The organism is Streptomyces sp. NPDC033229 (assembly GCF_055576875.1).
In genome coordinates, this window is the sequence record NZ_JBVIQR010000029.1 from 14396 (window position 1) to 29911 (window position 15516).

Below are 15516 nucleotides of genomic sequence, written 5' to 3' on the forward strand. Positions count from 1 at the left end.
GACGGCGTCCTTATGTGCGGGGAAACATCGTGGTTACCGGTCGGTATTGCCGAACAGCGTTCGGCTGGTGTGTCCGGACGACGACGTTCGGACGAGAGTCCCGCGCCTCGAAGGAATCCCCCCATGCGTCTGCGTAGAACAGTCCGGTTCCTGATCGCCGCCGCGGCCACCGCCGCGCTCGGCCTCACCGGTCTCTCGGCCCCGGCCGCCGCGTCGGTGCTCGACGTCCCGCCCAGCGGTGCCAACGACTGGTCCTGCAAGCCGGATTCGGCCCACCCGCAGCCCGTCGTGCTGGTCAACGGCACCTTCAAGCTGATGGCGGAGAACTGGTCCAAGCTCTCGCCCAAGCTGAAGGAGGCGGGGTACTGCGTCTTCGCCCTCAACTACGGGCACTTCGAGACCGACCCGATCCCGCAGTCGGCCGCCGAACTCCGCGACTTCGTCGAGGCCGTGCGAGGTGCGACGGGGGCCGCGAAGGTCGACATCGTCGGCCACAGCCAGGGCGGCATGCTGCCGCGCTACTACGTGAAGTTCCTCGGCGGCGCCGACAAGGTCGACGACCTCGTCGGCATCGTCCCCTCCAACCACGGCACGAAGAACCCCCTCGCGATCCCCGCGGGCTGGACCTTCTGCCCGTCCTGCGTGGACCAGCAGGTCGGCTCCGAACTGCTGCAGAAGCTCAACGCCGGCGACGAGACCCCGGCCGGACCGGACTACACGGTCATCACCACGCGCCACGACGAGGTCGTCATCCCGTATACGAGCGCGCTGCTCACCGGGGACAAGGAACACCTCACCAACGTGGTGCTCCAGGACAAGTGCCCGCTCGACCTCTATATGCACGACCAGGCGACCAAGGACCCGGTCGTCGCCCAGTGGGTGCTCGACGCCCTGGCACACAAGGACCCGGCCGACCCGGGCTTCCAGCCGCGCTGCCTCGGCGGCGGGGCCTAGAAACGCCAAACGGGCTGCTGTGCTGTGTCCTCAAACGCCGGACGGGCTGGTTGTGGCTGAGCTCAGCCACAACCAGCCCGTCCGGGCGCTACCGCCGCAGGCGGCAGGCGGTCAGGCCGCCTTCTCCCGGGCCTTGGTCGCGTACATGTCGACGTACTCCTGGCCCGACAGCCGCATGACGTCGCTCATGACCTCGTCGGTGACGGCCCGCAGGACGTAACGGTCGCGGTCCATGCCCTCGTAGCGGGAGAAGTCCAGCGGCTCGCCGAAGCGCACGGTCACCGGCGCGATACGGGGCAGGCCCTTGCCGTTCGGCTGGACCTTCTCGGTGCCGACCATCGCGAACGGGACCACCGGCGCGCCCGTCATCAGCGCGAGGCGCGCGATGCCGGTGCGACCGCGGTAGAGACGGCCGTCGGGGGAGCGGGTGCCCTCCGGGTAGATGGCGAAGACCTTGCCCTCCTGCAGGACGCGGTTGCCCGTCATCAGCGCCGCGGCGCCACCGCGGCCGCCGTCACGGTCCACCGGGATCATGCCGGACGAGGTGAAGAACCACGCCATCAGCCGTCCCTTGACGCCCTTGCCCGTGACGTACTCGTCCTTGCCGATGAAGAAGACCTGCCGCTTGAGGACCAGCGCGAGGAACAAGGAGTCCACGAAAGTGACGTGGTTACCGGCCAGGATCACCGGGCCGTTCTCGGCGATGTGCTCCATTCCCTCCACCTTCGGGCGGTACAGGACGCGCATGAGCAATCCGAGAAACGCCTTGAGCAAGATGCGGGACAACGGGCCCTCCGGTCGTGATGTTCGGTGTGGCGCATGCCTGCGCAGGTGAGGACGATACTCGCGGGTACCTCCCCCGCGCACACCGGGTTCACGGACTGGATACACAGCGTTGACGTGAGTTTCCACCACCTTCCCGCCCCGTCTTCCCCTATGACAGTCGTACGTGTCTACGATCGGCCCGTCTGACAGGTGCCGGACAGGTGCCGGACGAAAGCACAACGAGGAGTGTTCATGCAGCAGGAGCAGCGGCCGGGCAGGCGCACGCTGCTGGGGGCCGCCGCGGCCCTCGGCGCCGGAGCGGTCGTCGCGGGCGGCGGTGCGGCCCCGGCGGTGGCGGCGCAGAGCGGCACGGGCCGCGAGGGTCACACCGGCCACGGCGGCTCGTACAAGGACTTGCCGAAGCCGACCGTCATCGGTCACCGCGGCGGCAGCGGCTACCGGCCCGAGCACACCCTCGGCTCCTACCAGTTCGCCCTCGACAACGGAGCGGACGTCATCGAGCAGGACGTCGTCCCCACCAAGGACGGACACCTCGTCTGCCGCCACGAGAACGACATCACCGGCACCACCGATGTCGCCTCCCGCCCCGAGTTCGCGTCCCGGAAGACCACCAAGACCGTCGACGGCGAGGCGCACACCGGCTGGTTCACCGAGGACTTCACCCTCGCCGAGCTGAAGACGCTCCGCGCCAAGGAGCGCATCCCCGGCACCCGTGGGCACAACACCCTCTACGACGGCCGCTGGCAGGTGCCCACCCTCGAAGAGGTCCTGAAGTGGGCCGACGAGCAGGGCCGCAAGCGCGGCCACCGCATCTGGCTGCACATAGAGACCAAGCACCCCACGTACTTCCGCAAGGCCGGCCTCGGCCTGGAGGAGCGACTCGCCAAGCTGCTGCGCCGCTACGGCCGCTCCGGGCGCAACAGCCACACCTTCCTGCAGTCGTTCGAGCCCGGCAGCCTCCAGCGGCTGAACCGGCTCGGCGTCGACTGCCCCAAGGTGCTCCTGCTGGACGACCTGAACACCCGCCCCTGGGACTTCGTCGAGGCCAAGGACCCGCGCACGGTCGCCGACCTCATCACGCCCAAGGGCCTGAAGTGGGTCACCGGCTTCGCCCAGGGCATCGGCCCGTGGCTGAACCTGATCATCCCCCGGGACAAGAACGACAAGCTCACCAAGCCCACCACCCTCGTCCGTGACGCGCACGCCGCGGGGCTGATCCTGCACCCCTACACGATGCGCAACGAGAACAGCTTCCTGCCCGCCGACTTCCGCCGCGGCACGGACCCCAATGCCTACGGTGACGTCTTCGGCGCGTTCAAGACCTACTTCGCCACCGGCATCGACGGCATCTTCTCGGACAACTGCGACACCGCGGCCCTCGCACGGGCCGACTTCGTCAAGGGCTGAGCCGCTCCACCGACGGGGGGCCCGCGTCACGGGTGACGCCCCCGTCAACGGACGGCCCCGCCCCGGTGCGGGGGCGGGCGGCGCCACGGCGTACGCCCACCCCCGCGCCGGGCCGGGCCACACCGGCCTTTCGCGCCGGGCGCCCGCGCCGACCACCATTCTTTTCCCGGTCGGTAAACCCACTCGTACGAGTGGTGGCGGCCGGTCCCCGGAAACCGGCGGGAGGCGCGGCACGTCCCGCCCGGCATGACACCGAACGATCTTCTGACCTCGCTGCGCCCGCTGCTGGCGGCGGAGTGCGCGGCGGAGGCACCGGCGGCCGGGGTGGACGCGGCCGACCTCGAACAGGGCGTCTGGGTACGGCTGCTGAGCGAGGGCCGCCGCGGCCCGTCCGTGCTCGGCCGCGGCGGGGGTGCCGCCGCGCGGTTACGCGCCGCGGTACGGGCCGAGGCACGCGCCGCGCGCCGCCGCGCCCGGCACGAGGTGCCGTACGACCCCACCGGCGCCGAGCACCTTCTGTCCGACACGGAGCCCGCCCCGGCCCGCGACGGGTCCCGCGTCGAGCAGGAGGTGCTCGCCGCCGAGACGGTCCGCGAACTGCGTGCCGCCGTGCGGCGGCTGCCCGGCCGGTGCCCCCGGCTGCTGAGTGCCCTGCTGTCCGGAAGCGACCCGACCTACCGGGAAATCGCAGGGGAGTTGGGTATCTCACAAGGATCTTTGGGGCCGGTGCGTTCCCGATGCCTGGGATGCCTGCGCAGAATGCTCATGGCGGAGGTTGCGGCTCCTGAACGCGGGGGAAAGGAGCGTTAGACAGCCGACGTCACGGAGGCGACGTACACCGCGGCGGCTCCTGTCAGAGCGGACCGAACCGAAAAGGGGAGGCGTGCGCACATGGGTATGAGCGTGACCATCTCTGCGGCGACCGAGCACGATGCCGAGCAGATCTTCAAACTCCAGTACCTCTGCTACCAGAGCGAAGCCGAGCTGTACGGCGACTACTCCCTCGAACCTCTGACGCAGAGCCTCGACGCGCTCCGCGCCGAACTGGGCGACGGCTGTGTGCTGGTGGCCCGGCTGGGCGAGGAGGTCGTCGGGTCGGTGCGCGGCACGGTCGACGGACAGGGCACGGCAGTGATCACGGGGCTCATCGTGCATCCGCGGATGCGGCGGCACGGTCTGGGCGGCCGGCTGCTCGGCGCGCTCGAGGAGCGGCTGGCGGGGGAGTGCTCCGCACGTCTGTACCGCCTCGCCACCGGCCAGCGCAGCGAGGGCAGTCTGCGGCTCTACCGCAAGTGGGGCTACGCCCAGACCGACACCGAGCGGATCACGCGGGAACTCACGCTGATTACGCTGGAGAAGGCGGTGCGGGGGGCGGCGGTGCCTGTTTACGCACCGAGCGCGTAGTGCCTGTCGGCCGGCACCACCGCTGCGCGGCGGTGTCCTCAATCGCCGGACGGGCTTTTCAGCCCGTCCGGCGATTGAGGACGCGCCCGTAGGGCGCTCACCGCCGCCGGCGGTCAGGACGGTCCGCAGTCGTGGGTCCGTCGGCCACGGCTAGCGCGCGGACCGACGCAGCCAGACCATCGCGGTCACCGGCAGGATCACCGGGATGAAGAGATAGCCCATGCCGTAGTCCGACCAGACCGTCGCGTCGGGGAAGGCGGACGGTTCGGCGAGCGTCCAGGTGCCGACGACGAGGACACCGGCCAGCTCGGCGGCGCAGCACACCAGCGCCGCCCTGCGGGCCGTCTCGCCGCCGCGCACCAGGGAGTACGTGATGAACGCGTACACCACCGCGGCGACGGCGGACAGGACGTAGGCGAGCGGCGCGCGGCCGAAGTCCAGGATCATCTGCACGACGGAGCGGGACGCCGCCGCGACGGTGAACACCCCGTAGAGCCAGACGAGCAGCCGGCCCGGGCCGCTGCCGAGGTCGAAACCGGGTTTGTCACCGGACGCGCCGCCGGACGTGCCGGCAGCGCCTTCGCGCACCTTCACGGGTTCGGACACGGTCAGCCTCCCCAGATGTCGTACAGCCGGACTTCGAGCACCGCGAGGATCACGGCACCCGCCGAGACGGTCGCCGAGCCCCAGCGGGTCCGCTCGGCCAGCGACATGAAGCCCGCGGCCGGCACGGCGGCCGCCGAGCCGAGCAGATAGGCGAGGAAGATCGCCGTGCCCTGTTCGGGCTTGTCGCCACCGGCCAGCCGCACCACGCCGACGACGAGCTGGACGAGCGCCAGGACGGACACCACGGCCATGCCGATGAAGTGCCAGTCCTTGGTGGACTGATCGCGCGAGAACGCGAAGCCGCACCAGGCGGCCAGGGCGAGGGCGGCCAGGCCGACCGCGAGCGTCAGCGCGTCGATCACCGGGGCCTCCGGGCTGCGGCGCGGACGGGCGGAGGGGGCTGGACAAGCATGGGACGACTTTAATCGGCGGACGCGGGACCACCGCGCGCGGCCCCGGGCCGACGCGCGCCCGAGGCCGCCACCGTGAGGGCCGCGAGGGCCCGCGCGAGGGCGGGGAGTACCGTGGCCTGTGCCACACCTCAAGAGCCCGGGGCCTGACGTGGACGGCTTCCCGGCGAGGCCTTACCGGCGGTATTCGCGCAGGCCACAGTCGTGGGGCGGGCGACCGCCGAAGATCTTGGCGGTGGAGGGGAATAGATCGGGCATCCGTCCGCCCCTCGAACAATCTCGTCCAGTATTCGGACAAGCTTGTTCGACTCGCACGTCCTTCTGTTTTACTGGCTCGCATGACCACGACGAGCAGCCGCACCCTTGCGACCGAGGCGATGACCACGCCCGGTGCTGCTTGCATGTGTCGAATGTGTGACCGCTGAGGGCCCCCGTTCTGTGCCTCGCGCCCCGAAGCGAGACCCTGTGAGCCCCGCGACCGGCATCGCCGCCGGACCGGACCGCTCCGCCCCGCGTCACCAGGAACCCCGAAGCCGCGCCCGACCGCGCCCGCCGGGTACTTCCCATGCCGCGTTCCGCAATGAATGCCCGTGCCCGGTGGCACCGCCGCCGCGCACTCGACAGTGACGGAATCCCCTGTGATCACCACTACGGGCCTGACAAAGGTCTACCGCTCACGCGGCCGCGAGGTCACCGCCCTCGACGGCGTCGATCTGCATGTGCGCGAGGGCGAGGTGTACGGCGTCGTCGGCCAGAGCGGCGCCGGAAAGTCGACCCTCATCCGCTGCGTCAACCTCCTGGAGCGCCCCAGCTCCGGCACGGTCACCGTCGACGGCCAGGACCTCACGGCCCTCGCCGGCCGCGGACCCCGCGCCGGCGCGGCGCTGCGCAAGGCACGCAGCCACATCGGCATGGTCTTCCAGCACTTCAACCTGCTCTCCTCGCGGACCGTGCAGGCCAACGTCGAGCTGCCGCTGGAAATCCTCGGCCTCTCCGGCAAGGAACGCAGCCGCAAGGCCCTCGAACTCCTCGACCTCGTCGGCCTCGCCGACAAGGCCAAGGCCTACCCCGCCCAGCTCTCCGGTGGCCAGAAGCAGCGCGTCGGCATCGCCCGCGCCCTCGCCGGCGACCCCAAGGTGCTGCTCTCCGACGAGTCGACCTCCGCGCTCGACCCGGAGACCACCCGCTCCATCCTCCAACTGCTGCGCGACCTCAACGAGCAGCTCGGCCTGACCGTCCTCCTCATCACCCACGAGATGGACGTCGTCAAGACCATCTGCGACTCCGCGGCCCTGATGAAGGGCGGCCGCGTCGTGGAGTCCGGCACCGTCTCCGAACTGCTCGCCACCCCCGGCTCCGAGCTCGCCGCGGAGCTCTTCCCCGTCGGCGGCGAGCCCTCCGGCCCCGACCGCACCGTCGTGGACGTCACCTTCCACGGCGACGCCGCGACCCAGCCGGTCATCTCCCAGCTGTCCCGCACGTACAACATCGACATCTCGATCCTGGGCGCCGCGATGGACACCGTCGCCGGCAAGCAGGTCGGCCGGATGCGCATCGAGCTGCCCGGCCGCTTCGAGGAGAACGTCGTCCCGATCGGCTTCCTGCGCGAGCAGGGCCTCCAGGTCGAGGTCACCCCCCACGGGGAAACCGCCTCCGCCACCGTCCCCTCGCCGGCCCCGGCCGACGCGCTCCTCAAGGAAGGTGCCAAGTGACCTGGTCCGAGATGCAGCCCCTGCTGCACGACGCGTGTCTGGACACCCTCTTCATGGTGTGGTGGTCCGCGGTCTACTCCGTCATCGGCGGCGTCCCGCTGGGCATCCTGCTGGTCCTCACCGACCGTGGCGCGCTGCTGCAGAACGTGGTGGTCAACCGGGTGATCGGCACGATCGTGAACCTCGGCCGCTCGTTGCCCTTCATCATCCTCATCGTCTGGCTCATCCCCCTCAGCCGCGCGATCGTCGGCACCTCCATCGGCCCCAGCGCCGCCGTGGTGGCCCTGGTCATCGGCGCTGTCCCCTTCTTCGCCCGCCTGGTGGAGACCGCGGTCCGCGAGGTCGACAAGGGCCTGGTCGAAGCCGTGCAGTCGATGGGCGGCGGCACCTGGACCGTCGTCTTCAAGGTGTTGCTCCCGCAGGCCCTGCCCTCGCTCATCGCGGGCCTGACCACCACCGTCATCGCCCTCATCGGCTACTCCGCGATGGCCGGCGCGGTCGGCGGCGGCGGCCTCGGCAACCTCGCCATCACCTACGGCTACATGCGCCACGAGACCGGCCTGATGAACATCACCATCGTGCTGCTCATCGTCATCGTGACCGTCGTGCAGTTCGCCGGTGACCTCGCCGTACGACGCCTCGCCCGACGCGGTGGCGCCCAGCCGTCCGCCGTCGGCCTGCGCAGGCTGTGGGCCCCGTCCGTCAAGCCCGTCAAGCCCGTCAAGCCCGCCGCACCGGCCCCCACGCCGGACCCGGCCACGACCGAGGCGGTCGCTCTCACCGAGACCCGCTGACCGTAGGGGCCGACACCCCCACCGAACCCACGAGCCCGGACCCTTTGCCGGGCGGCAACACCTCGTGAACCCGAGAAACACCAGATAGGGGCACTCTTCGTGCGTACCACCATCAAGCTCACCGCCGCCGTCGCCGCAGCAGCCGCACTCACCCTCGGCCTCAGCGCCTGCAGCGCCCCCTCCGACACCTCCTCCAGCGGTTCGGGGAAGAAGGGGAAGGACGCCGACCCCAAGGCCACCCTCGTGGTCGCGGCCAGCCCCACCCCACACGCCGACATCCTCAACTACGTCAGAGACAACCTGGCGGAGAAGGCCGGTCTGAAGCTGGAGGTGAAGGAGTTCAACGATTACGTGCTCCCCAACACCGCCACCCAGAACGGCGAGGTCGACGCGAACTTCTTCCAGCACAAGCCCTACCTCGACGACTTCAACAAGAAGAACAAGACGGACATCGTGCCGGTCGTCAACGTCGAGATCGAGCCGCTCGGCCTCTACTCCAAGAAGATCGACAAGGTCGCCGACATCACGTCCGGCAACACCGTCGCCGTGCCCAACGACGCCACCAACGAGGGCCGCGCCCTCAAGCTCCTCGCCGACAACGGCGTCATCAAGCTGAAGGAAGGCGTCGGCGCCGAGGCCAAGCTCTCCGACATCGAGGACAAGAAGGGCGTCCAGTTCACCGAGCTGGAGGCCGCCCAGATCCCGTCCCGCCTGGCCGACGTCGACGCCGCCGTCATCAACGGCAACTTCGCCATCGGCGCCAAGCTCAACCCGGCCAAGGACGCCCTGGCCCTGGAGAAGGCCGAGGGCAACCCCTACGCCAACTTCCTGGCCGTGAAGAAGGGCAACGAGGCCGACCCGCGCATCGCGAAGCTCTCCAAGCTCCTCAACTCCGACGACGTCAAGAAGTTCATCGAGAAGAAGTTCTCCAACGGCGCCGTCCTCCCGGCCTTCGGCAAGGCACAGAGCTGACGCTCCGTAACCTCCGCCGACCGCTGACCTCCGGCCCCGCGTACGCTCACGGCGTGCGCGGGGCCGAGGCGCTTGGCGCACCACGGTGCACATGCTGCATGCTGGTGCACTCAAGACGGTCCTGAGCCCACCCGCCCCCGGCGTTGGAGCAGCGCATGACATCCATCTTTCCGGACATCTCCCTCAGTACCGACCGGCTGGTGCTGCGCCCCTTCGACGCCGCGGACATCCCCGCCCTCGCCGAGATGATGAACGACGAGCTCATCACCGCGTGGACGTCCGTGCCCCACCCCTACACCACCGCCGACGCCCGCGACTGGGCCCTGGTGCGCGCCCCCGCCGAGCGCACCGAAGGCCGCGGGATCGTCTTCGCGGTCACCGAGTTCCTCACCCACCGTCTCGTCGGCATCGTGCACCTGCGCCACACCGACTGGCGCACCCTGGCCGCCGAGGTCGCCTACGCAGTCGCCCCCTGGGCCCGCGGCGAGGGCTACGCCTGCGAATCGGTCGTCGCCGTCGCCCAGTGGCTCTTCCGCGACCAGAAGTTCGAACGCCTCGAACTGCGCACCGCCGCCGACAACACCGCCTCCCAGCAGGTGGCCCAGAAGGTCGGCTGCATCAGCGAAGGCGTCCTGCGCAACGCCTGCATAGCGCGCAGCCGCACCGAGGACGGCGGCTGGACCGACATCCGCACCGACCTCATCGTCTGGAGCCTCCTCCCCGAGGACCTGGACGAGATGGAGGAGCAGTACAGCGGCGGCACCGACTACGCCGCCGCCTTCCCCGACTGGCGCTGACCCCCTTCTGCCGTCCGCCGTCGCACCCCCTCCGGTCCGGGCCGGCCGGGGTACGCTCACCGTGCCCGCGCAACCACGGGCCCCCACGCGACCAGCACCGCGACAAGCCCAGGAGACTGACGACGATGGCCGACCGGGTCACGGTGATCGGGTGGGACGGCTCCCCCCTGTCCGACGCGGCCCGCTCCGCCCTGGCCGCCGCCTCCCTCGTGGCCGGCGCCGCCCACCACCTGGCCCTGCCCGAGCTGCCGCCCACCGCCGAGCGGGTCCGGCTCGGCAGCGTCGACCTCGCCGCCCGCCGCATCGCCACGCACCGCGGCTCCGCCGTGGTCCTCGCCGACGGCGACCCCGGCTTCTTCGGCGTCGTGCGGACCCTGCGCGCACCCGAACACGGCCTCGAGGTCGAGGTGGTGCCCGCCGTCTCCTCCGTCGCCACCGCCTTCGCCCGGGCCGGCATGCCCTGGGACGACGCCCGCATCGTCGTCGCCCACGCCCGTGACCTGCGACGCGCCGTCAACGTCTGCCGCGCCCACCCCAAGGTCGCCGTCCTCACCTCGCCCGGCGCCGGGCCCGCCGAACTCGCCCTGCTGCTCGGCGACGTCCACCGCACCTTCGTCATCTGCGAGGAGCTGGGCACCGCGCGGGAGCGGGTCACCGTCCTCACCTCCGACAAGGCCGCCGACCACGCCTGGCGCGACCCCAACGTCGTCATCGTCATCGGCGGTTCCGGCGCCGTCCCGAGCCCCCCGCCGGGTGCCGTCCAGGGCAGCGGACACCCCCGGCCGAGGACCCCGGGCGGCTGGATCGCCGGCCGAGACCCCGGCTACCCCCCGGCCCTGCGCGGCTGGGCGCTGCCCACCGACGCGTACGGCGGTGGCCGGGGCGAGGGCGAGAGCACCGAACTGCGCGCCGCCCAACTGGCCCGGCTCGGCCCGCGCGTCGGCGACCTGGTCTGGGACATCGGCTCCGGCAGCGGCGCCCTGTCCGTCGAGGCCGCGCGCTTCGGCGCCGCCGTCCTCGCCGTGGACCGCGACGCCGACGCCTGCGGTCGCACCACCGCGGCCGCCCGCCGATACGGCGTCCAACTCCAGGTCGTCCACGGCACCGCGCCCCAGGTCCTGGAGGACCTCCCCGAGCCCGACGTGGTCCGCGTCGGCGGCGGCGGGGCCCCCGTCGTCAGGGCCTGCGCCGCCCGTCGCCCCGAGCGCATCGTGACGCACGCGGCCACCCGCGACGAGGCCGAAGCCGTCGGACGGGCGCTCGCCGAGGGCGGCTACGCCGTGGAGTGCGCGCTGCTCCAATCCGTGGAGTTGGACACAACCGCCTGGGTGGAGCGCGAGCGCGCCGTAGCCTTTCTGCTGAGTGGTCGTCGTTCACACCCGTGACCTCGGACGACTGTGCGGAGGGTAGGCTGGCGGATCGTTGTGCCGCCGCCCGGTGTCCGACGCCACAGTCACCAATGTCCCGAACGCACCCCCTTCTTGGCGGGGCGCACGGCAGGGTGGGTGCGGGCGACGTACAACGTGCCGCGAGGCACGGACGCTCGTTCTTGACTATGGGCGTGAGCGGTTGGAAGGAGCACTACCGATGGGCGAGGGGTACGCATGACCGACACCGGCCAGTTCCCGGGCGAGGGACAGCCGGAGAACGCAGGCGCACTGACCGGCCAGCCGCACCCCGCGGAGGCCGCAGCCCCTGCCGACACCGGTAACCCCTCCTACACCTTCCTCGACGCCGCCGACGGCACCGAGGAGGACGACCTGCTGCTGATGCCGGGCGCCCAGGGCGCCTGGATGGAACAGCCGGCGGTCCAGGGCGGTACGCATGAGTCCGGCGGCCGGGACACCGGTTCCGTCGACTACGGCGACGTCCGCGTCCCACCGCCCGCGACGCCCTCGCGACGCCCGCTGCACATGGGCCCGCCCGTGCCGGACCCCACCGGCGGCGTCGTTCGCTCCCTCGCCGACCGTGGCCCGGCGGCACCCCAGCCGGCCCAGCCCGCGCCCGTCCCTCTTCAGCAGCCGGGGCCCGAATACCTCGACGTTCCGCGTGCGGACGCGGTCTCCGCGCAGGCACAGCCGGGCCCTTGGGACGCTCAAGCCCAGCATCAGGCCCAGCAGCAGCCCCAGCAGTCCGTGGCCGCCCCGTCGGCCCCGTCGGTCTCCGCGGTTCCCACTGTTCCTTCCGTGCCGTCGGCACCGGTCGCCCCGCAGGCCGCCTTCGTCCCGCAGCAGGCCACGGGCGGGCCGTCCGAGCAGACCCCGGGCGCACCGGTGTCCGTCCCCGGTCAGTCGATAGTCGCCGATGAGCCGTCACAGACATCCGCGCAGCCCATGGCGGAGCCCGCGGCCACCGCGCCGGTCGTGCCCGCCGGGCCCACCGCGCCCGTCGAGCCGGCCGTTGCCGGTGAGGGAGCCGTCACCGCGGGCCCGCAGGACGTTGCCGTGGCCGCCCACGGCACGGACGCGCCCGAGCCCGCGACCCCTGTGGCTGCCACGCCCGCCGATGAGCAGCAGCCGGAGCAGCTGACGCCGGCCGCGCCCGACGCGGTGGCGCAGGCCACCGACGTCGCCCAGCAGCCCCCGACCGTGCCGACCCCCGACGCACAGCCCGTCGCAGCCGATCCGCAGCCGGTCGCGGCCGTCGTGGACCCCGCGCAGCCCGCCTCCGTGACGGCACCTGACGGCGTCTTCGTGCCGACGCAGGCCGCCCCCGGCCCTGACGCGGTGTCAACCACCGCCGGAGCCCCCGACGCCGCACCCGCCGCACAGCCGGTGGCCGAGGCGGCACCCGCCCCGGAACCGGAACCGGTCGCGCCGGTCGCCCCGGTGGCGACAGCCGAGGCATCCGCACCCGTCACGGGCGACCCGGTCCCCGAGGCGCAGCCCGTCGCGCCGGTCGCAGCCGACGTCCCGGCCGAGCCGCAGGCCCCGGCCATGACGCCCGCCCCGCCGGTCACCGCCGAAGCCGCGCCCGAGGCCGCCCCCGCGCAGCCCGCACCGGCTGAGGCACCCGCCGCGACCGAGGCACCCGCCCCGACCGTTCCCGCCGCCACCGTTCCCGTCGACGCCGCTCCCCAGCAGCCCGCCCCGGCAACCGCGCCGGTCGTGGCCGAGGCCGCACCGCCGGAGCAGGCCCCCACCACGGCCGTCCCCGAGCAGCAGGCCGCCCCCGTGGCGCCGGCCGCCGACGCCACGCCGACCACGCCGGAGGAGACGACGGACGTCAATCAGCGGGCCGCCGGGAGCGAGCCGTCGGCGCAGCCGGTCCAGGCCGTCGCCGACCCCGCGCCCCAGGGGCCGGTCGTGACGCCCCCCGCCGAGACGGCCCCGCCCGTGCCCGCACAGCAGGACACCGCCCCTGTCGTCCCGGCACCCGCCGAGCCCGTGCAGCAGGCCGTCCCGGCGCCGGTCGCCCCGCCCGTCACCGTCGAAGCCGCGCCCGAGGCCGCCCCCGCGCAGCCCGAGCCGCAGGCCCCGGCCGACGCCCCCGACGCCCAGGGTGGGCAGCCGGCACCCGATCAGGACGGCGAGCCGGCCCGCCGGGCCGAGCAGGCCCCTGCCCCCGAGGTCGCCGACGCCGCCGAGGCAGCCGCCCCGGCCGAGACCCCGCACGCCGCTCCCCAAGGCGCCCCCGCGGCAGCGCCCGCCACCCCCGGACAGCAGGACTCGGCCGCCGTGCACCTCCCGACCACCCCGCAGTCCGTCCCGGCCGCGGCCGCAGAGGCCCCCGAGGCCCCCGAAGCCGTGCACCTCGAACTCGTACGGACCGAGGCCGCCCCGCAGGAGCAGGCCGCCGCCCCCGCCGAGGAGAGCGCCCCGGCCGAGGGCAGCGCCGAGGACACCGTCCCCGCAGAGGAAGCCGCGCCCGCCGAGGAGCCGCTTCCCGCCGAGCCGGCCGGGCCCGCCGCCGTCGGGTACGGCGACGCCGAGCGCGCCGCCGTGCACCGCGTGATGCGGGAGCGCCGGGACATCCGCAAGGGCTTCCGCACCGACCCCATCCCGCACGAGGTGCTGCTGCGCGTCCTGGAGGCCGCGCACACCGCACCCAGCGTCGGGCACTCGCAGCCCTGGGACTTCGTCGTCATCCGCTCCGCCGAGACCCGGCAGACGATGCACGAGCTGGCGGCCCGGCAGCGCGACGCGTACGCGAAGTCGCTGCCGAAGGGGCGGGCCAAGCAGTTCAAGGAACTGAAGATCGAGGCGATCCTCGACACTCCCGTCAATATCGTCGTCACCGCCGACCCCACCCGCGGCGGCCGGCACACCCTCGGCCGGCACACCCAGCCGCAGATGGCCCCGTACTCCTCCGCGCTGGCGGTGGAGAACCTCTGGCTCGCCGCCCGTGCCGAAGGCCTCGGCGTCGGCTGGGTCAGCTTCTTCGACGAGCGCGAGATGGTGCGCGAACTGGGTCTGCCCGAGCACCTGGAGGTCGTCGCCTACCTCTGCGTCGGCTATGTCGACGAGTTCCCCGAAGAGCCCGAGCTGATGCAGGCCGGCTGGTCCAAGCGACGCCCGCTGTCCTGGGTCGTGCACGAGGAGGAGTACGGGCGCCGCGCGCTGCCCGGCGAGGACCCGCACGACCTGCTCGCCGAGACCCTGCGCGGCATTCGCCCGCTGGACGCCAAGGCGCTCGGCGAGGCGTGGGAGCGGCAGAAGCGCATGACCAAGCCCTCCGGCGCGCTCGGCATGCTGGAGATCATCTCCGCGCAGCTGTGCGGACTGTCCCGCAAGTGCCCCCCGCCCATCCCGGAGCCCGCCGCCGTCGCGATCTTCGCGGGTGACCACGGGGTGCACGCCCAGGGCGTCACCGCGTGGCCGCAGGAGGTCACCTCGCAGATGGTCGCCAACTTCCTGGGCGGCGGCGCCGTGTGCAACGCCTTCGCCAACCAGGTCGGCGCCGAGGTCTGCGTCGTCGACGTCGGTGTCGCGGGCGAACTGCCCAGCACCCCCGGCCTGCTGCCCCGCAAGATCCGCCCCGGCACCAACGACTTCACCACCGGCCCCGCGATGTCCCGCGAAGAGGCGCTGCGCGCCGTCGAGGTGGGCATCGAGACGGCCCGTGACCTGGTCGCCGCCGGCAACAAGGCACTGCTGACGGGCGAGATGGGCATCGCCAACACCACCGTGTCGGCCGCCCTCATCTCCATCTACACCGAGGCCGACCCGGGCGAGATCACCGGTCGTGGCACCGGCATCAACGACGAGATGCACGCCCGCAAGATCGACGTCGTACGGCGCGCCCTGGAACTCCACCAGCCGGACCCCAAGGACCCGATCGGTGTCCTCGCGGCGGTCGGCGGCCTGGAGCACGCCGCGCTCGTCGGACTGATCCTGGGCGGCGCGTCGCTGCGCACCCCCGTGATCCTGGACGGTGTGAGCGCCGGAGCGGCCGCCCTCGTCGCCCGCGCCATCGCCCCGGAGGCGCTCGCCGCGTGCATCGCGGGCCACCGCAGCGCCGAGCCCGGCCATGTCGCGGCGCTCACCAAGCTGGGCCTGCGCCCCCTGGTCGACCTCGATCTGCGCCTCGGCGAGGGGACGGGCGCCCTGCTGGCCCTCCCGGTGGTGCAGAGCGCCGCCCGCGCCATGCACGAAGTGGCGACGTTCGATTCGGCCGGGGTCGCCGAGAAGAGCTGACGCCGTGGGGGCAGGCGGCTGCCCCCGCGAGTACGTTC

Annotated in this window: 13 protein-coding genes; 10 read left to right on the plus strand and 3 right to left on the minus strand. The window is 72.5% G+C overall.

Going from position 1 to position 15516, the window contains the following annotated elements; genetic code table 11:
* Nucleotides 1-123 precede the first annotated feature (123 nt).
* The gene (locus ACZ53N_RS24140; protein ID WP_469142887.1) at nt 124-954 is read left to right on the plus strand and encodes an alpha/beta fold hydrolase; all 831 of its coding nucleotides are present in this window, start codon (nt 124-126) and stop codon (nt 952-954) included.
* Nucleotides 955-1065: 111 nt separating this feature from the next.
* Here ACZ53N_RS24140 and ACZ53N_RS24145 read toward each other — a convergent pair whose 3' ends face one another.
* Nucleotides 1066-1740, minus strand: a complete 675-nt coding sequence (locus ACZ53N_RS24145) for a lysophospholipid acyltransferase family protein (protein ID WP_469142888.1) — start codon at nt 1738-1740, stop codon at nt 1066-1068.
* A gap of 231 nt (nt 1741-1971) precedes the next feature.
* Between ACZ53N_RS24145 and ACZ53N_RS24150 the strand changes: the two genes are divergently transcribed.
* From ACZ53N_RS24150 to ACZ53N_RS24160, 3 genes are all read left to right on the plus strand, one after another.
* Nucleotides 1972-3147, plus strand: a complete 1176-nt coding sequence (locus tag ACZ53N_RS24150; RefSeq protein ID WP_469142889.1) for a glycerophosphodiester phosphodiesterase — start codon at nt 1972-1974, stop codon at nt 3145-3147.
* Between the two features lie 246 nt (nt 3148-3393).
* Entirely contained in the window at nt 3394-3957 is a 564-nt protein-coding gene (locus ACZ53N_RS24155; RefSeq protein ID WP_469142890.1) for a sigma-70 RNA polymerase sigma factor region 4 domain-containing protein, read from the plus strand.
* Nucleotides 3958-4038: 81 nt separating this feature from the next.
* Nucleotides 4039-4551, plus strand: a complete 513-nt coding sequence (locus ACZ53N_RS24160; RefSeq protein WP_469142891.1) for a GNAT family N-acetyltransferase — start codon at nt 4039-4041, stop codon at nt 4549-4551.
* 150 nt (nt 4552-4701) lie between these two features.
* Here ACZ53N_RS24160 and ACZ53N_RS24165 read toward each other — a convergent pair whose 3' ends face one another.
* Together ACZ53N_RS24165 and ACZ53N_RS24170 are read right to left on the minus strand one after the other, a co-directional pair.
* A complete protein-coding gene (locus ACZ53N_RS24165) occupies nt 4702-5139 on the minus strand; it encodes a hypothetical protein (protein ID WP_469142957.1) in 438 nt (145 codons plus the stop codon).
* A gap of 20 nt (nt 5140-5159) precedes the next feature.
* Complete coding sequence (locus ACZ53N_RS24170) at nt 5160-5519, minus strand: hypothetical protein (RefSeq protein WP_365186189.1); 360 nt, start codon at nt 5517-5519, stop codon at nt 5160-5162.
* 632 nt (nt 5520-6151) lie between these two features.
* Here ACZ53N_RS24170 and ACZ53N_RS24175 point away from each other — a divergent pair.
* From ACZ53N_RS24175 to cobT, 6 genes are all read left to right on the plus strand, one after another.
* Nucleotides 6152-7279: a methionine ABC transporter ATP-binding protein gene (locus ACZ53N_RS24175; protein ID WP_469142892.1), complete on the plus strand. Its 1128-nt coding sequence runs from the start codon at nt 6152-6154 to the stop codon at nt 7277-7279.
* Entirely contained in the window at nt 7276-8073 is a 798-nt protein-coding gene (locus ACZ53N_RS24180) for a methionine ABC transporter permease (RefSeq protein ID WP_469142893.1), read from the plus strand. Before ACZ53N_RS24175 ends, ACZ53N_RS24180 begins: the two co-directional genes overlap by 4 nt.
* A gap of 99 nt (nt 8074-8172) precedes the next feature.
* The gene (locus ACZ53N_RS24185) at nt 8173-9045 is read left to right on the plus strand and encodes a MetQ/NlpA family ABC transporter substrate-binding protein (protein WP_469142894.1); all 873 of its coding nucleotides are present in this window, start codon (nt 8173-8175) and stop codon (nt 9043-9045) included.
* A 155-nt stretch (nt 9046-9200) separates the two neighbouring features.
* Nucleotides 9201-9842 (plus strand): GNAT family N-acetyltransferase, encoded by a 642-nt coding sequence (locus ACZ53N_RS24190; RefSeq protein WP_366685800.1) that lies wholly within the window; start codon nt 9201-9203, stop codon nt 9840-9842.
* Between the two features lie 125 nt (nt 9843-9967).
* Entirely contained in the window at nt 9968-11227 is a 1260-nt protein-coding gene (gene cbiE, locus ACZ53N_RS24195) for a precorrin-6y C5,15-methyltransferase (decarboxylating) subunit CbiE (RefSeq protein WP_469142895.1), read from the plus strand.
* Between the two features lie 219 nt (nt 11228-11446).
* Nucleotides 11447-15478, plus strand: coding sequence for a nicotinate-nucleotide--dimethylbenzimidazole phosphoribosyltransferase (cobT, locus tag ACZ53N_RS24200; RefSeq protein WP_469142896.1), 4032 nt, complete (start codon nt 11447-11449; stop codon nt 15476-15478).
* Nucleotides 15479-15516 lie beyond the last annotated feature (38 nt).